Source organism: Micromonospora desertarenae (assembly GCF_056150265.1).
This window is the reverse complement of record NZ_JAXCFQ010000002.1, coordinates 474,070-490,714: the sequence shown is the minus strand read 5'-3', so window position 1 is coordinate 490,714 and position 16,645 is coordinate 474,070. Positions and strand designations below refer to the sequence as shown.

Genomic DNA, 16,645 nt, shown 5'->3' with positions numbered 1-16,645 from the left:
GGGCGGACGAGCGACGCACGAAAGGAGTCACGGTGGGCCTGACCCTGCCGGGCGAACTCGCCTCCCTGCTGTCGATGCTCGGCTACGAGTGGCCGCAGTCCGACGAGACGGCGCTGTTCCAGCTGGCCGGCGAGTGGACCGGGATGGCCGGGCAGATCTCCGGCTCGGTCGCCCAACTGGAGTCGGCGGCGCGGACGGTGCTCGACAACAACCGGGGGGAGAGCTTCACCGCCTTCGCCAGCGAGTGGAACGACGCCGAGTCCGCCGCGCGCAACATCGCTGACGTGGCCACCCCGGCGAACGTCATCGGCATCGGGCTGATGGTCGCCGCGGGTGTGGTGCTGGCCCTGAAGATCCAGGTCATCGTCCAGCTGGCGCTGCTGGCCATCCAGATCGCGCAGGCCATCGCCACGGCGGCGGTCACCTTCGGCGCGTCGCTGCTGGAGATCCCGATCTTCAAGATGATCACCGGAATGATCATCGACCAGCTGATCGGCATGGCGGTGGACACGGTGCTCAATGGCTAAGAAGCGGACCGCCGCACCCCGGCAGACGCAGGCGAAGGGCGCCAAGATCGTCTCGGCGTACCTGGAGAACGCGGACGTGTTCCGGACCGCCAAGTCCGGCGCGAAGCCGAAGGGCCCGGCGGTGCTGGTGCTGCGCAACCGGCCGGATTTCGACAAGCGGGACTTCGACCGCAAGGCCAAGGACCTCGTCCGGCTCGGGCAGGAGGGCCGGCTGAGCAAGGCCAAGTCGGAACGGACAAGCGTCTACCACCGCGGCGGCCGAGGCACCACGCCGGGCAACCGGAGCCGCACCAACATCTTCCGCGACCGGGTGACCCGCCGGCTGACCAGGAACAACCGGCTGACCCAGAACCACGGCACCCCGGCGACCAACCAGTACCTGGCCAACAAGGACCTCGTCGACCGCCTCTACGGCGGCCGGGGGCCGATCACCGCCCGGGGCCAGGGGCTCGACCCGGACCACATCCACGAGCTGCAACTCGACGGAAAGGACGAATACGCTAACCTCAGGCTGATGGACGCCTGGACCAACCGAGAGCTCGGCCGCGAGATCTCCGTGGCGCTGCACGACGTCCCCGAGGGCACCCCGGTCATCGTGAAGGTCCTGCCATGACCCAGCCGGACCCCGCCGTCCTCGCCCGGATCGCCGAGAAGGTGGAGCTGCTCACCCGGGTGGAGGCCGAGCACGGCTTCGGCGTGCTCGTCGAAGGGCCGGCTCCGCTGGAGCCGATCGCCGACCTGCCCGGCGTCGCCGAGGTCTACAGCCTGTTCCAGCGCCTGGAGGGCGACAACTTCCGGTTCCACGCGCCGAAGGAGATCCTCACCCCGCAGGCGTGGGAGGAGTACGAGGTCAACCCGAACGACCCGATGGGCAGCCCGCTGATCGTCGGCTACGAGATGAACAGCGTCCCCTCCGGCATCCGCGCCGAGATCCGCGGCGGCGATCCGATCTACCTCGACCTGGAAGACCTGGACGTGTACTACATGGAGTCCAGCGCCTACGTCTACCAGTACGAGCACCCAGACGAGGACGTCGAGTTCACCATCATCGCCCCCGATGTGGCCACCTTCTTCGACGAGCACGTGCTCGGCCCCCGCTACCCGGAGCTGACGTCGATCGTCCTCGGTCCGGCCGCCCCCGAGCAGCGGCTGCGCAAGGGTCGGCACGCCGGCGAGTACGCCGACAACTGGCGGCGCCTGCTGATCGCCGCCGGTTTGTCCTCCTGACCCACCGTCGACCCCACGAAGGACCGTCATGGCAGCTGATCCCCGGTTCACCGCACTGTGGAGCGAGGACGAGCTGGTTCCGTACCCGCGCGAGGCGTGGCTGGAGGGCGGCTTCAGCCCGGACATGCTCCCCGCCGGCGACGAGATCCCGCTCGACGTGGCGGTGGTCTACACCGCCTACCTCGAAGGCGACATCGAGCTGTTCGACACGATCCAGCTGACCACCGAGGACGGGTCGCTGGACATCCGCCTGATCGTGGTCGGCGCGGTCGCCGACAACACCGACCTGCTCTACGTGCTCGACCCGAAGACCGGCGAGATCCTCCAGTTCGACCTGGCCGCCCGGGACGTGCAGGCGGTCAACAGCAACTTCCGCACCTTCGTCGAGTTCCTCTACCAGTTCGCGCTCTTCGTCGAGGCGGACGAGGGCAAGGCCGGCCGGGCCGAGCGGGCCGAGGTGCTGCGCACCACCCTGGAGAGCATCGACCCGGCCGCGTTCGGCCCGAACGCCTGGTGGCCGCTGGTGATCAGCCAGCTGAAGTGACCGCCGGGCGGCAGGCCCGGATCGCCCGCAGCGTGGTGTGCACGTCGAACTGGTGACCGTCGTCGCTGTCCCAGCCGCCGTCGCTGCGCTGGGTCTCGGCCAGCCGGCGGCGGGCCGACACCAGCAGCCACTGTTCCTCGCCCACCTCGACCCGGCGCAGCGTCGCGGCCAGCCATGCCGCGTCCGCCGGGGAGAGCCGGGGGACCCGCTCGGCCAGCACCGCCTGGATCCGCGCGGACTCGTCGTACATCCCCTGCCGGTGCAGCACCGCCGCGCTCAGCCAGCCGGCCGGCAGGAAGGACGGCCAGCTGCCGTCCGGGGCGAGCTGACCGGCGACGGCGTGCGCCGCCGCCTGCACCACCCCGGCGTACGCCCCGCCGACGCGGTGGTCGAGCGGTCCGGCGGCCCGGGCGTCCAGCCCGGCCACGGTCAGCCAGAATCCGGCGTTGGCGGTCAGGTAGAAGCGGGCCTCCGGGTCGCCCGGCCGGGCCCACTCGGGCGCGACCTCGGCCAGCGACGGGTCCTCGTCCCAGCCGCCGTCGGGCAGTTGCCGGGCGGCGAGCCAGTCCAGCGCCCGCCGCGCCGCGGGGCGGCCGAGCGCGCCCAGGTCGTCCAGCTCGGCCAGCCGGTAACAGGTGGCGTCGACGGAACCGACGGCGCCGTCGAGGGTGGCGGGCCAGCCGCCGTCGGGCAGTTGCCCGGTCTCGGCCGCGTCGAGCAGCTCCCCCGGGACCTCCGCGCCGGTGCGCAGCCGGGAGAGCCGGGCGCGGTCCACCGCGTCCCCGTGCGCCACGACGAAGCCGATAGCGGCGTCCAGATCCACCACGGCGGACACGCTACCTGCGCAAAGGCGATTCCGCCTCGGGGAATCGGCCGGGGTCGACGGGGCGCGTCGCCGCCGCCGACCCCGGCCGACCGGTCAGTACGCGGGCAGCGAGGGATCGATCTGCTTGATCCAGGAGAGCACCCCGCCCTGGACGTGGACGGCGTCCCGGAAGCCGGCCGCCTTCAGCGCGGCGAGCGCCTCGGCGGACCGGACGCCGGACTTGCAGTGCAGCACGATCTGCCGGTCCTGCGGCAGCTTGGCCAGCGCCTCGCCGGAGATGATCTCGCCCTTGGGGATCAGCGTGGCGCCGGGGATCCGGACGATCTCGTACTCGGCCGGCTCCCGGACGTCGACCAGGAAGATGTCCTTGCCGGCGTCCTGCCACTCCTTGAGCTCCAGCGCGGTGATGGTCGAGTCGACCGTCGCCTCCTGGGCCTCCACCGACACCGCGCCGCAGAAGTCCTCGTAGTCCTCCAGCAGGTCGGTCACCGTGGGGTTCTCGCCGCAGAGCACGCAGTTCGGGTCCTTGCGCACCTTGATCTTGCGGTAGGACATCTCCAGCGCGTCGTAGACCATCAGCCGGCCGACCAGCGGCTCGCCGATCCCGGCGAGCAGCTTGATCGCCTCGTTGACCTGGATCGAGCCGATCGAGGCGCAGAGCACGCCGAGCACGCCGCCCTCGGCGCAGGACGGCACCATGCCGGGCGGCGGGGGCTCCGGGTAGAGGCAGCGGTAGCAGGGGCCGTGCTCGGCCCAGAAGACCGACGCCTGGCCGTCGAACCGGTAGATCGACCCCCAGACGTACGGCTTTCCGAGCAGCACCGCGGCGTCGTTGACCATGTAGCGGGTGGCGAAGTTGTCGGTGCCGTCGACGATCAGGTCGTACTGGGCGAAGATCTCGCGGACGTTGTCCCGGTCCAGCGCCGTGTTGTGGATCTCCACCTTGACCAGCGGGTTGATCTCGCGGATCGAGGCGGCGGCGGACTCCGCCTTCGAGCGGCCGACGTCGGAGACACCGTGGATGATCTGCCGCTGGAGGTTGGACTCGTCGACGGTGTCGAAGTCGATGATGCCGAGCGTGCCGACGCCGGCCGCGGCGAGGTACATCAGCGCGGGCGAGCCGAGGCCACCGGCGCCGACACAGAGCACCCGGGCGTTCTTCAGCCGCTTCTGCCCCTCCACCCCGACGTCCGGGATGATCAGGTGGCGCGAGTAGCGGCGGATCTCGTCAACGGTCAGCTCGGCGGCGGGCTCGACGAGCGGGGGCAACGACACGGTGGACTCCCCGGGATCGGCGGTGGCGAACCGCGCCATTGTCGCTCGCCGGCGGGCCGGTCGGCCATGAGGAGGGACACGTAGCCCGCCATTCGGGAGCGGGAATAAAGCGGCCGGGCGGGGGATCGTCAGGGAACGATCTCGCCGGCGTAGCGCCGCCCCTCCAGCCAGGGCCAGGCGTACGCGACGCAGCCCTGGAGGCCGTACGTCTGCTGTTGCATCACCGGCGCCGGGCGTCCCGGCCCCGGGCAGGCCTCGTGGCCCTCGCCGAACTCGTGCCCGACCTCGTGGTTGATCACGTAGGCGCGGTACACCTCCAGCGGCGCCCCGTAGTCCGGCACCGCCTCCAGCCAGCGGGCCAGGTTGATGATCACCTTCCCGGGCAGCCGGCAGGAGGTGTACCCCTCGGTGCTCAGCCCGCCCTCGGCGCACATGACCTCCGAGGTGCGCGGCGTGGCCAGGTAGATGGTGAAGTCGGCGACCTCCGCGTCGGCCACCCGCTGCACCCGCCGCTCGCCGGCGGCGGTCCAGCCGCGCGGGTCGGCCAGCACCTCGTCGACGGTGGCGGCGAAGGCGGGGGCGTCCTGCCCGGTGCCCCGCTCCACCGCCACCCGGTAGCGGTGCAGCGGCCCGTCCGCCCCGAACACCGGCGACTCGCCCTCGGCGGTGGTGAAACTGCCCGCGCCGACCCGGGGATAGCCGGTCGGCTCGGTGCGCTGGTTCGCCCCGTACGCCATCGGGCCGGGACCGACGGACGGTGCCCGGCGCGGGGAGTCACCGGCCCTGGCCACCGCCACCCCGCCGAGGGCCGCGGCCAGCAGCACCAGGCCGAGCAGGACGGTGCGGCGGCGGCGTCGGCGCATCCGCACCAGCGTCGGCCGCGGGCGCGGCCGGGCGGAGCCGGGATCAGTCGGGTCGGAAGGGGACGACGACGTCATGCGGTCAGCGTCGCACGTTAACCAGGTATTTCCGCACGTTAAACACGAATGGGGCAAAGAGTATCTGCCCCTGTCGGCCTGTCGGCGAATTGTTTCCGATTCCTGCCCTTTGCTCCCATTACCGGTAATGGGCTATAGGGGCGGGCCGGCGTAGCGGCGACCGTCCCGGTACGGCCAGGGGTTGGCCACGCAGCCGTTCAGGAAGAGCGTCTGCTGCATCATCACCGGCGCCGGTCGCCCCCGGCCCGGGCACCGCTCGTGCCGGTGCCCGAGCTGGTGGCCGACCTCGTGGTTCACCACGTAGGTGCGGTAGACCGACAGCGGCACGCCGGCCCGCACGAAGTGCGGCACCGACAGCCGCCAGCGGTCCAGGTTGATGATCACCTTGCCCGAGGCGCGGCAGGACGTGTACGGCCGCCCGCCGATCCGGATGTCCACCCCACCGGCGGCGCACATCCGCCGCGCCGTGGCCGCGGTGGCCAGGTAGACCGTGAAGTCGTACCGGGAGCGGGGGCCGACCTGCTGCAACCGCAGCCGCCCGCTGTCCACCCAGCTCCCCGGCCCGGCGAGCGCCGTCTGGACGGCCGCCCCGAACTCCCCCGCGTCCTCGCCGGAGCCGGCCTCCACGGCGACCCGGTAGCGCCGCAGCACTCCCGCCTCACCGAGCACCGGGCCGACCCGGTCGTCGTACCCGAAGCTGTCCCGCCCGGCCGACGGCACCGGCCCGGGCAGCCGGAGCACCGGCGGCGCGGGCGGGCTGGCGGTGGCGCTCGACGTCGCCGCGACGCCGGGGGTCGGCGACACCGCCGGCGTGGGCGCGGAAACCACCTCCGGCACGACGCCCACCTCGGCGTCCGCGTCGCGCGGCCGGTCGGTCACCACCACCACCGCGGCCACCACCGCGACGACGAAGACCAACGCCTCCAGCGCCCGGCGGGACGCGCGCCCCGGGAAGCGGCGAGCGCGGGTACGGCGGCCGTCGGCCCGCGCGGCGCGCCGCTGGTGACCGGGAGCGGACCGGCGGGAGGAGGACATCCTGGTCAGCCTGCCATGTCGGACCGCCGGGCGGTGTCCTCCGTTTCGGCGAGCAGTCCGACCACGGCGCGGGCCACCAGGCGCGGCACCTCGACCTGCGCCACGTGCCCGACCCCGTCCAGCAGCAGCAGCCGGCTGTCCGGGATCACCCGGGCCGTCTGCGGCGCCACCCGTACGTCGACCAGCCGGTCCTGCCGGCCGCCGACCACCAGGGTGGGCGCGCGGACCGAGCGGGCGAGCCGCCACAGCGACCCCGAGCCCGGCAGGTACGCCCGCAGGAAGCTGTAGACCAACCCGCGGAAGGTGCGCACGTACGCGGCCGCGTAGTGCTCGGCCTGGTAGCGGATCCGGATCTCCTCCAGCGCCTCCCGTCGACGCTGGTCGCAGATCCGGCTCAGGTCGGCCACGCACGCCTCCATCACCTGCTGGGCCATCACCTCGGGCGCCAGCTGGGCCAGCCGCCAGGCGGCCAGTCGCTCGCCCCGGGGGACCGCCAGCAGCGGCAGCATCCGGCCCTGCAACGAACGGCGGAAGTCGAGGAACGGCAGGGCCGGCGAGATCAGGGTCAGGGTGCGGACCAGGTCCGGCCGGGTGCCCGCCACGTGCACGGTCACCGCCCCGCCGAGCGAGTTGCCGAACAGGTGCACCGGCCCCCGGCCCGAGTGCTCGATCCAGCGGATCACCCGCTCGGCGAAGGCCGGCACGGTGTACCGCCGGCCCGGCTCGCTGCGGCCGAACCCCGGCAGGTCGATCGCCTGCCCGTCGAGCCGGTCGGCGAGCAGCCCGGCCAGGTCGGTCCAGTTCTGCGACGAGCCGCCGAGCCCGTGCACGTAGAGCGCCGGCTCGGCGCCGGGCGCCGTCGCCGGAGTGTCCCGGACGTAGGTGACCGTCCCGTCGAGGCGTACCTCCCGGCCCGGCCAGGGCGGCGGGACCGAGTGCTCCGGGAGGAGGTGGTCCGGCCAGAGGGTGGCGCGCTTCATCGCTCCAGTCTGCCCCGGAACGCTCAGGCCAGCAGCGCCTCGAGCCGGCGGTTGACCGCGGCCAGGGTGGCCCGGACCACTGCCTGCCGAGGGTCGCCGGCGACCAGCGCCGACCCGGCCAGCTGTTCCACCCAGCCGTCGCAGACCAGCAACACCACCACCGTGGCCACCTCGCAGTTGCCGAACGGCACCACCGCCGCGTGCTCGACGAAGCACCGCCCCCGCTCGGGCGCGGAGACCGCGCCGCGGAGCAGTTCGTCCACCGCCGCCGCGGCGGCCACCGCGCAGAGCCGCAGCACGAAGCCGTCCACGGCCGGGCCGGTGGAGTAGCCGGTGGCGTTCTGCCCGCCGGCCACCAGGCGTACCTCCACGGTGGCGTCCAGCCCGAAGGTGCTCACCTGCACGTGGTCGATCACCACCCGGGGACCGGACGTGCCACCGGTGGCCAGTGGCCGGGAAGGGGCGGTCTCGGTGGTGGTCACCTGTCCGCCCGAATAGGAGCCGACGGTGGCCGGGCTGCCGGTGGCCGTACCGGCCGGGGCGGCGGAGACCGAGCCCGGCTCCTCGACGGTGGCCCGGCCCCGGTGCGAGGCGGCGGACTGCCGGCGCCGGCGCGGGGTGACCTCCGGCTCCGGTTCGGCCCGGCGCTCGGCCCGGGTCGGACCGGTCTCCGGCCGGGCGCCGGGGACCCGGGGGTCGGCGGCCGGCGGGGCGCTCCGCGCCTCGGCGGCGCGGGGCTCGACAGCCCGCTCCGCGCGGGGTTCGGCCGCCCGGGGCTCGGCGGAGCGGGACTCGGCGGGGCGGGGCTCGGCCGAGCGGCGGCGCACCGGGGGCGGCGGCGTGGTGGGCAGGCCGGGCACGTTCTGCGGCGCGGCGGCCAGCCCCATCCGCTCCTGGAGCAGGCGGGCGACCTGCCGGCTGACCTCGGCCGGGTCGGCGCCGTCGGCCAGGTCGAGCCGCAGGCTGTGCGCGCCGGCCGGGGTGCGGCGCAGCGCAGCGTCCCGGACGCCGGCCACCTCGCGGACGGCGTCCAGGATGGCGTTGACGTCGAAGCCCTCCGGCCGCTCCCGCATCGGCGCGGGCTCGTCGTCGCGGCGCAGGTGGGTGGCGATGCGGGCGAGTTCCGGGGTTTCGGCGGATGGCTCCACGGCTGGCGGCTCCGGCACTACTGGCACGTCCGGCTCGGCCGGGACGCGCTGCGGCAGCACCGCCGACGTACGGTCCGGCAGCCCGTCTTCGGCCGGCCGGGCCGTCGGCACCGGTTCCGGGGCGGATCGGCGGGCCGCGTAGGGAGGGGCACTCGTCGGTGCGGGCGCGGGCGGAGTGCGGTCGCGGCGGGCGTCCCCGCTCGTGGCGGGCGCGGTGGCGGGACCGGTCGACGGGTCGCCGGGTGGTTCCGGCGGGGCGGACGCGGACTCGGCCGACCGGAACCGGAACGGTCGCATGTTCCGGGGCTCGTCCTCGGGCGGGGACGACGCGGCCGCCTCCGGGGCGTACGGGGACGGCGGCGCGCTCGACGGCACGGCGGCCGGCGGCCCGCCCGCCCAGGACGGGCGCTCGGCCGGCGCGGGCGCCGGGCGTTCGGCCGGAGCGGCCGGCGGCTCGTACGCCGGACGCCGTTCGGCCGGCGGCTCGTACGCCGCACGCTGCTCGGCCGGCGGCTCGTACGCCGCACGCTGCTCGGCCGGCGGCTCGTACGCCGGACGCTGCTCGGCCGGCGGGCGTTGCTCGGCCTCGGCGCGGCTCGGCTGGTAGGGCCGGGTCGGCTCGGGCCGCGGCGGCTCGTAGGGGTGGACCGGCTCGGCGCGTACCGGCTCGTACGGCCGGTTCGGCTCGCTGGCCCAGCCCGGCGTGGACTCGTCGCGGGCGCGCCGGCCGGTCGACTCGGCCGCCTCTTCCCGGGCCCAGGACGGTGCCCAGCCGCTGCCCCAGCTCGGCCGGTTCCAGTTCGGACCGGACCAGTCGGGTTCGGCGGGCGGCGTCCGGTCGGTCGGCGGCGTGGCGGCCGGGCCGGCCGGCTCACCGGCGGTCAGCGCGCGGTCGAGGCCGGCGGTGCGATCGGTTCCCGGCGTGCCCGGGCGGGGCTCGGCGGCGGGCTGCTCCGGCGGGAACGGGTCGCCCCAGCCACGGGGGTCGACGGCGCTCGGCGGTTCGCCGGCCGCGGACCGGTCGACCGTCGGGGCGTGGAAACCGGGCGGCACCTCGAAGCCCGAGGCGGTCGTCCCGACCGGCGGAACCTGCACGGCGGGCGGTGCGGACGTGGGTGGGCCGGGCTCCGCCCAGCGGTTCGGCCGGCCGGCCGACGGGTCGTCGGACGCGTGCCGGGCCGGACCGGGCTCCGGCTCGGCGAGCCCGTGCGGCGGGGCGGGCTGCTCGGCCGCCGGGGCGGGGCGCTGCGCCGGCACCACGAGACGATCCCCGTCGGAGTCCCGGCGCGGTTCGCCGAGCAGACCGGGCGGGGCGCTCACCGGCGTCGCGCGGCCGGGCGGTGCGCTGATCGGAGCCGACCGGTCGGCCGGCGGCTCGGTCGGGTGCTGGCCGACGCCGTTGGTGTGCCGGCCGTTGGCTGCCCGGGTCGCCGGGGCGTCGGCGGGCAGGCCGGGCAGCGGTGGCGGCAGGTCGCCGTGCCGGGGCGAGGAGGCGCCCCAGCCGAGGGCCGGGTCGGGTTGGCGCCAGGACGGCGCCGGCTCCCGGGAACCACCGGTCTCCCCGCTCCGGGCCCAGCCGGCCGGCGCGGGCGCCCACCCGTTGCCGGTACGGGCCAGGTCGTCCTGCTGACCCGTCCCGTCGCCGTGCTCTCCCGGGGTGGCGGCACCGGGTTGCCCTGATTCACTCACCGCGCGCTCCTTGGTCGCCCCCGCTGAGGCTACCGTGTGGTGACAGTGGCGATAAGTTACAGCGGCGGGCCAATTCCGCGACGGGTCACGAACCCGGACCGGTTCGGGGGAAAAGTGCCGGCTCGTACACAGGAAACTCGGAGGTTCCCATGACCGCTGTGGGGAACGGCGCCCAGACCGCCGGCCGGCCCACGCGCCTACCCCGGTCCGCGCGCCGCAAGCAGCTGCTCGCCGCTGCCCAGGAGGTGTTCGTCGCACAGGGCTACCACGCCGCCGCGATGGACGACATCGCCGAGCGGGCGGGGGTCTCCAAGCCGGTGCTCTACCAGCACTTCCCCGGCAAGATGGAGCTGTACCTGGCCCTGCTCGACACCCACTGCGACGCCATCGTGGCCAAGGTGCACGAGGCCATGCGCGGCACCAACGACAACAAGGAGCGGGTCAGCGCCTCGGTCCGGGCGTACTTCGACTTCGTCGACCACGAGAGCGAGGCGTTCCGGCTGGTCTTCGAGTCCGACCTGCGCAACGACCCGGCCGTGCGGCAGCGGGTGGAGCGGGTCGAGCAGGGCTGCATCGCGGCGATCACCGACACCATCATCTCGGACACCGGCGTGAGCCGGGCGCACGCCGAGCTGCTGGCCTCGGGCCTGGTCGGCGCGGCCGAGACCGCCGCGCAGTTCTGGCTGGCCGGCGGCCGGCAGGTGCCCAAGGCCGAGGCCGAGGCGTTGGTGGCGGCGCTGTCCTGGCGCGGCATCGCCAGCTTCCCGCTGCAAGGTGAGTCAGCCTGACCGCCACCCCCGAGATCGGATAGCCTTCGCACGGCGGCTTTTTCGCCCCAGTTGAGGAGGCACCGTGGAGGTCAAGATCGGCGTGCAGTACGCGCCGCGCGAGCTGGTTCTGGAGAGCGCGCAGTCGCCGGCCGAGATCGAGCAGATCGTGACCGACGCCATCGCGAAGAACACCGGCACGCTGTCCCTGACCGACGAGAAGGGTCGGCGGGTCGTCGTCCCGGTCGACAAGGTCGCCTACGTGGAGATCGCCGAGGCGTCGCCGCGCGCGGTCGGGTTCACCGTCCGCTGAGCGGGCCCTCCGTCCGCGGCAGGTGACCGCGCGCACCTGCCGCGGACCACGCGGCACCGCCCGAGGCGGCACACGGCGAGCCACGCCACCAGCCTCCGCCCGGACGCGCCGGGCTGCGACGCACCGCGCGCCATCACCCCGGCGGGCCGGTGAGCTAGTTGTTCAGGCCCGCCGCGGCCATCCGCTCGGTGTGCGCGGCGGTCAGCCGGCGGAACAGCGCCTGCACGTCCACCTGGTCGCCCTGGGCGATCAGGGCGGTGAGCGCGCCCCGGTCGGCGGCGGCCACCCGGCCGGCCTGCGACAGCGCCTCGCCCACCAGCCGCCGCGCCCACATCGAGAGCCGGCCGGCCACCCGCGGGTCGATCTCGATGGCGGCCCGGATCTCGGCGGCGGCGAACTCGGCGTAGCGCGACTCGTGCAGCACGTCGAGGACGAGTTGCCGGTCCGGCTCGGCCAGCGCGCCCGCGATCTCGCGCAGGAAGTCGTCGGTGATGGCGTCGCCGACGTACGCCTTGGTGACCGCCTCGGCCCAGTCCCGCGGCTCGGTCGAGTCGTGGTACGCCTGCAAGGGCGCGACGTACGGGGCCATGGCGTCGTCGGGCAGCACGCCGAGCGCGGTGAGCCGGTCGGCCAGCCGCCGGTAGTTGCCGATCTCGGCGGCCGCCATCTCGCCCAGCGCCGCGCGGCGGCGCAGATCGGGCGCGAGCCGCGCGTCGGCGGCCATCCGTTCGAAGGCGAGCAGCTCGCCGAGGGCCACCAGGCCGAGCAGGTCGACGACGGCGGGGCCGGGCGGGGCGGGGGCGGACACGAGCGCAGGCTACCGCCCGCCGACGAACCGTGGGGGACGCCGCGATCCGCCGGTGTTTTGTGACCCAGGTCACAGAGTCGGCCCCCGGACGCGGGGGCGGGACCCGGAATCAGGACGGGGTGCAGGCGGTTCAGGTAGGATGTAGCAGTTGCCGTGGGCGCCAATCCGGCCGGCCTTCGATCCGGTCGCACTCCGACCCGCGGCGCGCGTGCGGCCCGGTCCGGCTCGGCAGTCTGCCGCCCGACCGTGTGGCCCGCGCCATACCGATCGCGCCCTGAGGACATGACGGGGCGCACCCACGAGAGGGCACCCCCAAATCCATATGAGCGAGCTGACCCAAGACCTCATGGACGGCCAGGAACTGGCCCCCACCGCCCCGGTTCGACCGGAGGCTCCCACCTTCGCCCAGCTCGGCGCGCGTCAGGAGACCGTCGACGCGCTGGCCGACGCGGGCATCACCCGCGCCTTCGCGATCCAGGAGTACGCGCTCCCGATCGCGCTGCGCGGCAGCGACCTGATCGGCCAGGCGCCCACCGGCACCGGCAAGACCCTCGGCTTCGGCGTACCGCTGCTGGAGCGGGTCTTCGCCCCCGGCGAGGGCGGCGAGGACGGCCTGCCCCAGGCGCTGGTCGTCGTACCCACCCGCGAGCTGGGCCTCCAGGTCGCCAAGGACCTGGCCGCCGCCGGCCGCACCCGGGGCGTCCGGGTGCTGCCGATCTACGGTGGCGTCGCGTACGAGCCGCAGATCGACGCCCTGCGCAAGGGCGTGGAGATCCTGGTCGGTACCCCCGGCCGGCTGCTCGACCTGGCCAAGCAGAAGCACCTGCGACTCGACCGGGTGCACGCGCTGGTGCTCGACGAGGCCGACCGGATGCTCGACCTGGGCTTCCTCGACGACGTCGAGAAGATCCTCGCGATGCTGCCGGAGGACCGGCAGACCATGCTCTTCTCGGCCACCATGCCGGACCCGATCGTCGCCCTCTCCCGGCGCTTCCTGCGCCACCCGGTGACGATCCACGCCGGCCACACCGCCGAGACCGGGCCGTCGCCGCAGACCCAGCAGCTGGCCTACCGCACCCACTCGCTCAACAAGATCGAGATCGTGGCGCGGATCCTGCAGGCCGAGGGTCGCGGGCTGACCATGATCTTCACCCGTACCAAGCGGGCCGCCGACCGGGTCGCCGAGGACCTCGACTTCCGCGGCTTCGCGGTGGCCGCCGTGCACGGCGACCTCGGCCAGGGTGCGCGGGAGCGGGCGCTGCGCGCGTTCCGGGCTGGCAAGATCGACACCCTGGTCGCCACCGACGTGGCCGCCCGCGGCATCGACGTCAGCGGCGTCACCCACGTCATCAACTACGACTGCCCCGAGGACCAGGACACCTACACCCACCGGATCGGCCGCACCGGCCGGGCCGGGGCGACCGGCGTCGCGGTGACCTTCGTCGACTGGGACGACATGCCCCGCTGGCGGATCATCGACAAGACGCTGGGCCTGGACATGCCGGAGCCGCCGGAGACGTACCACACGTCCCCGCACCTCTACACCGACCTGGACATCTCCCGCGACGTCACCGGCACGCTGCCCACCGCGGAGCGCACCCGGGCCGGGCTGTCGGCCGAGGTCGAGGAGGACCTCGGCGGTGGCCGGTCCCGCCGGGGCGAGGGCCGGGGTGTCCGGCGCGGTGAGAGCCGCGGCCGGGAGCGCCGCCGGGGCCGCGGCGAGTCGGCCGCCGTGCCGGACGCCGCCGAGCCCGCGGCCGAAGGCGCCGCCGACGAGGCCACCCGCACCCCGCGCCGCCGCCGGCGCCGCCGGGCCGGCGAGGTGGTGGCCGGCGAGCCGACCGCGGTGATCAGCGCCGAGGCCGGCGACACCCCGGTCGCCGAGGGCGACGCCCCGAAGCCGCGCCGCCGCCGGCGCCGCCGTGGTGGCGGTTCCGCCGCCAGTACGCCGGCCGAGGCGACCGCCGACTGACCCGCGCACGACCCGACGTCCCCGTACCGGTCCCCGGTGCGGGGACGTCCGTCTGAGCGCCCAGCCGCCCCGACCAGCCCAACTACGTCCGCGGCGTGCCGCCGCCAGCATGGCAGCCATTTCGCCACGACGTGCCGGCCGCCGGCGAACCGGCCGCCCGAGCCACAGGACCGCCCGCGAGCCGACAGGGCCGCCGGCGAACCGCAAGCCCACCCACCCGCCAGCAGCGAGGCCGCCCACGGGCCGGAGGGCTGCCGGCGAACCGCAACGCGGGCCGAGCCGTGAGGCCGGCCGGAAGCGGCGACGGCGGCGCTGCGCGCGCTTTGCTCTGCTTCCACCCACGCAGCTCCTGACACCCGCCGTCGTCGCGCGGGCGGCACCATCTTCGGGTGCGGTTGTTGCGGCTCCAGCGACAACAGATGCACCCAAACCCGCGCACCACCTCCCCTGACGACGGCATCAGGCGCTGCCGCCTCCCGCCGCTGACCACCGCCGCCGGCGTTTGGGTGCAGATGTTGCTGTCCTAGCGACAACAGACGCACCCAGAGGCGCGAGATCCCGTCGGACGGCATCGGGCGTGCGGTGGCGCTGCCGCCCTTGCCGTCGCCGAACGCGGCCGGCCTGGCGTGCGGGTGGTTCGGCTCTACCGACAGGAGGCGCACCGGAGGCGCGGAGCGGTGTGGCGTAGCGCGACTCACGCGCACCCGGTTCGGGCCGGGCGCGATCGAGCAGGAAGATGGAGCAATGCCGGAACCGCTGGACGCCGCCCTGACCGAGGTGCGGTCGCTGCTGCTCGACCCCGCGCTGACCCGGGCGGTCGCCGCCGGACGCCGGCGCGGCCAGCGCCCCTCGGTGGTCCGGGCCGAGCTGCGCCCGGTGGCGCTGAAGGCCGGCCCACGGTTGCAGATCTCGACCTCGGACGGGGCCCGGCCGTACACCCGCAACGTCGCCCCGGGCCCGGAGGCGGCCGAGGCGGTGGACGCGCTGCTGGCCGAGCCGTTCGGCAACTGGCACGTGGAGACGGCCGGGGCGACCCTGCAACTGCGGGTGACCAAGTCCGGCGAGGCGCAGGTGCACCGGTCGGCGGCGAGCCGGCCGACCGCCGAGCCGGCCGGGCACGACCGGGCCAAGGACTACCTGCTCGACCCGGGTGACCCGATCTTCGCCGAGATCGGCGGCTCGGCGGCGAAGCGGCGCCAGGTGGACGCGTTCCTGCGGGCGCTGGCGGCCACCCTGCCGGACGACCTGACCGGCCGGCTGCGCGTGGTCGACCTGGGCTGCGGCAACGCGTACCTGACCTTCGCGGCGTACCGCTACCTCACCCAGCGCGGGCTCGACGTGGAGCTGGTCGGGGTGGACGTCCGGGAGGACCAGCGCCAGCGCAACACCGAGCTGGCCGAGCGGCTCGGCTGGGCCGACCGGGTCCGCTTCGTGGCCGGCACCATCGCCGACGCGGTGGTCGAGCCCGCCCCCGATCTGGTGCTGGCGCTGCACGCCTGCGACACCGCCACCGACGAGGCGCTGGCCCGGGCGGTGCGCTGGCGGGCCCGCTGGGTGCTCGCCGCGCCCTGCTGCCACCACGACATCGCGGCCCAGCTGCGCGCCCGGCCGGCGCCGGCGCCGTACGAGCTGCTGACCCGGCAGGGCATCCTGCGCGAGCGCTTCGCGGACGTGCTCACCGACGCGCTGCGCGCCGGGCTGCTGCGGCTGCACGGCTACCGGACCGAGGTGGTGGAGTTCGTCGACTCCCGACACACCCCGCGCAACCTGCTGATCCGCGCCCGCCGCACCGGTGCCGAGCCGACCGGGACGCAGCGCGCCGACTACCGGGCGCTGGTCGACCAGTGGGCGGTCACGCCACGGCTGCAGACCCTGCTCGCGGAAGCGCCGCCGGCGCCCGCCCGCACGCCCGCGGACCCGCCGCCCGGCACGCCGGCGGACCCGCCGACCGGAACGCCAGCGGGCACGACAGCCGCCAGGCCGGCCAACACGCCAACCGGGGAGCCGGCGGACACCGCGTAGGACGCCCGGCGCGGCACCGGCGGCCGGCTTCGGGGCGAGAAAAGTCCCGCCGGCGGGACGGTCTGGTCGATCAGTCAATTGCTTCCGCGCCGGGCCGTACTACCCTCGGAGGCGCACCGTCGGTGCCGGTCGGGAGGAGAGAGCCCGCAGGAATGGGCGCGGCAGACGTATCACCACAGATGGCGTTCGCACGGTTCGTGCGGCGCGCCATCGACGACGCCCGCGAGGAACGCGGGTGGACCGTCACGGATCTGGCCGCGCACACCGGCGTGGGCCGCTCGACCGTCTTCCGCTGGCTCGCCGGCGACTGGCAGGACTACCCGGAGCTGGCCAAGGTCCGCGGCTTCTGCGCCGCGCTCGACCTACCGGTCGCCGCCGCCTTCCGCGCCCTCGGCCTGCCCGACGCCGGCCCCACCCCGCGCCGACGTACCGACGACGGCCCGGTGGAGGCCGACGTCCGGGTGATCCTGCAACGGCTGGCCGACCCGACGGTGCCGCTCGAGGAGAAGCACCACATCCGCGACCTGCTGCGCTACCTCGCCCGCCGCCCGATCCGCCGGGCCGGCTGAACCGG

At 74.9% G+C, this 16,645-nt stretch carries 16 protein-coding genes; 9 read left to right on the top strand and 7 right to left on the bottom strand.

Annotated elements, in window-relative coordinates:
• Positions 1 to 32 precede the first annotated feature (32 nt).
• From SM577_RS05290 to SM577_RS05275, 4 genes are read left to right on the top strand one after another with little or no spacing between them, the layout of a single operon-like run.
• On the top strand, positions 33 to 527 hold the full coding sequence (locus SM577_RS05290) for a WXG100-like domain-containing protein (RefSeq protein WP_302919571.1): 495 nt from the start codon (positions 33 to 35) through the stop codon (positions 525 to 527).
• Positions 520 to 1,140: a hypothetical protein gene (locus SM577_RS05285; RefSeq protein WP_474586415.1), complete on the top strand. Its 621-nt coding sequence runs from the start codon at positions 520 to 522 to the stop codon at positions 1,138 to 1,140. The genes SM577_RS05290 and SM577_RS05285 overlap by 8 nt, the downstream gene beginning before the upstream one ends.
• Positions 1,137 to 1,754, top strand: coding sequence for a hypothetical protein (locus tag SM577_RS05280; RefSeq protein WP_302919573.1), 618 nt, complete (start codon positions 1,137 to 1,139; stop codon positions 1,752 to 1,754). Before SM577_RS05285 ends, SM577_RS05280 begins: the two co-directional genes overlap by 4 nt.
• 28 nt (positions 1,755 to 1,782) lie before the next feature.
• Positions 1,783 to 2,298 (top strand): SUKH-4 family immunity protein, encoded by a 516-nt coding sequence (locus SM577_RS05275; protein ID WP_302919574.1) that lies wholly within the window; start codon positions 1,783 to 1,785, stop codon positions 2,296 to 2,298.
• Here the strand turns inward: SM577_RS05275 and SM577_RS05270 are convergent.
• The 6 genes from SM577_RS05270 to SM577_RS05245 all read right to left on the bottom strand — a co-directional run bounded on the left by SM577_RS05270 (position 2,282) and on the right by SM577_RS05245 (position 10,189).
• Positions 2,282 to 3,133 (bottom strand): prenyltransferase/squalene oxidase repeat-containing protein, encoded by an 852-nt coding sequence (locus SM577_RS05270; protein WP_368050590.1) that lies wholly within the window; start codon positions 3,131 to 3,133, stop codon positions 2,282 to 2,284. The genes SM577_RS05275 and SM577_RS05270 overlap by 17 nt on opposite strands.
• 84 nt (positions 3,134 to 3,217) lie before the next feature.
• Positions 3,218 to 4,438, bottom strand: a complete 1,221-nt coding sequence (gene moeZ / locus SM577_RS05265) for an adenylyltransferase/sulfurtransferase MoeZ (RefSeq protein WP_302919576.1) — start codon at positions 4,436 to 4,438, stop codon at positions 3,218 to 3,220.
• An 89-nt stretch (positions 4,439 to 4,527) separates the two neighbouring features.
• Positions 4,528 to 5,337 (bottom strand): DUF3152 domain-containing protein, encoded by an 810-nt coding sequence (locus tag SM577_RS05260; RefSeq protein WP_474581464.1) that lies wholly within the window; start codon positions 5,335 to 5,337, stop codon positions 4,528 to 4,530.
• Positions 5,338 to 5,469: 132 nt separating this feature from the next.
• Positions 5,470 to 6,372 (bottom strand): DUF3152 domain-containing protein, encoded by a 903-nt coding sequence (locus SM577_RS05255; protein WP_474586414.1) that lies wholly within the window; start codon positions 6,370 to 6,372, stop codon positions 5,470 to 5,472.
• A gap of 5 nt (positions 6,373 to 6,377) precedes the next feature.
• The gene (locus SM577_RS05250) at positions 6,378 to 7,352 is read right to left on the bottom strand and encodes an alpha/beta fold hydrolase (RefSeq protein ID WP_474586413.1); all 975 of its coding nucleotides are present in this window, start codon (positions 7,350 to 7,352) and stop codon (positions 6,378 to 6,380) included.
• 23 nt (positions 7,353 to 7,375) lie between these two features.
• Positions 7,376 to 10,189, bottom strand: a complete 2,814-nt coding sequence (locus SM577_RS05245; RefSeq protein ID WP_474586412.1) for a hypothetical protein — start codon at positions 10,187 to 10,189, stop codon at positions 7,376 to 7,378.
• Positions 10,190 to 10,338: 149 nt separating this feature from the next.
• Here SM577_RS05245 and SM577_RS05240 point away from each other — a divergent pair, with 149 nt between their 5' ends.
• A complete protein-coding gene (locus SM577_RS05240; RefSeq protein ID WP_088997317.1) occupies positions 10,339 to 10,977 on the top strand; it encodes a TetR/AcrR family transcriptional regulator in 639 nt (212 codons plus the stop codon).
• A gap of 64 nt (positions 10,978 to 11,041) precedes the next feature.
• Entirely contained in the window at positions 11,042 to 11,269 is a 228-nt protein-coding gene (locus SM577_RS05235; RefSeq protein WP_088997316.1) for a DUF3107 domain-containing protein, read from the top strand.
• Positions 11,270 to 11,423: 154 nt separating this feature from the next.
• Here the strand turns inward: SM577_RS05235 and SM577_RS05230 are convergent, their stop codons facing one another.
• Positions 11,424 to 12,077 carry a ferritin-like fold-containing protein gene (locus tag SM577_RS05230; protein ID WP_302919581.1) on the bottom strand — a complete coding sequence of 218 codons (654 nt, stop codon included), beginning with the start codon at positions 12,075 to 12,077 and terminating at the stop codon, positions 11,424 to 11,426.
• A gap of 322 nt (positions 12,078 to 12,399) precedes the next feature.
• Between SM577_RS05230 and SM577_RS05225 the strand changes: the two genes are divergently transcribed.
• From SM577_RS05225 to SM577_RS05215, 3 genes are all read left to right on the top strand, one after another.
• Positions 12,400 to 14,049 carry a DEAD/DEAH box helicase gene (locus SM577_RS05225; protein WP_302919582.1) on the top strand — a complete coding sequence of 550 codons (1,650 nt, stop codon included), beginning with the start codon at positions 12,400 to 12,402 and terminating at the stop codon, positions 14,047 to 14,049.
• Positions 14,050 to 14,793: 744 nt separating this feature from the next.
• Complete coding sequence (locus SM577_RS05220; RefSeq protein WP_474581460.1) at positions 14,794 to 16,071, top strand: class I SAM-dependent methyltransferase; 1,278 nt, start codon at positions 14,794 to 14,796, stop codon at positions 16,069 to 16,071.
• Between the two features lie 152 nt (positions 16,072 to 16,223).
• Complete coding sequence (locus SM577_RS05215) at positions 16,224 to 16,640, top strand: helix-turn-helix domain-containing protein (protein ID WP_302919583.1); 417 nt, start codon at positions 16,224 to 16,226, stop codon at positions 16,638 to 16,640.
• The last annotated feature ends 5 nt before the right edge of the window (positions 16,641 to 16,645 follow it).

Excerpts from the sequence above, each read along its gene's own strand:
- SM577_RS05260 (WP_474581464.1), bottom strand. The coding sequence starts at position 5,337 with ATGACGTCGTCGTCCCCTTCCGACCCGACTGATCCCGGCTCCGCCCGG.
- SM577_RS05250 (WP_474586413.1), bottom strand. The coding sequence starts at position 7,352 with ATGAAGCGCGCCACCCTCTGGCCGGACCACCTCCTCCCGGAGCACTCG.
- SM577_RS05280 (WP_302919573.1), top strand. The coding sequence starts at position 1,137 with ATGACCCAGCCGGACCCCGCCGTCCTCGCCCGGATCGCCGAGAAGGTG.
- SM577_RS05220 (WP_474581460.1), top strand. The coding sequence starts at position 14,794 with ATGCCGGAACCGCTGGACGCCGCCCTGACCGAGGTGCGGTCGCTGCTG.
- moeZ (WP_302919576.1), bottom strand. The coding sequence starts at position 4,438 with ATGGCGCGGTTCGCCACCGCCGATCCCGGGGAGTCCACCGTGTCGTTG.
- SM577_RS05285 (WP_474586415.1), top strand. The coding sequence starts at position 520 with ATGGCTAAGAAGCGGACCGCCGCACCCCGGCAGACGCAGGCGAAGGGC.
- SM577_RS05225 (WP_302919582.1), top strand. The coding sequence starts at position 12,400 with ATGAGCGAGCTGACCCAAGACCTCATGGACGGCCAGGAACTGGCCCCC.
- SM577_RS05255 (WP_474586414.1), bottom strand. The coding sequence starts at position 6,372 with ATGTCCTCCTCCCGCCGGTCCGCTCCCGGTCACCAGCGGCGCGCCGCG.
- SM577_RS05240 (WP_088997317.1), top strand. The coding sequence starts at position 10,339 with ATGACCGCTGTGGGGAACGGCGCCCAGACCGCCGGCCGGCCCACGCGC.
- SM577_RS05215 (WP_302919583.1), top strand. The coding sequence starts at position 16,224 with ATGGGCGCGGCAGACGTATCACCACAGATGGCGTTCGCACGGTTCGTG.
- SM577_RS05275 (WP_302919574.1), top strand. The coding sequence starts at position 1,783 with ATGGCAGCTGATCCCCGGTTCACCGCACTGTGGAGCGAGGACGAGCTG.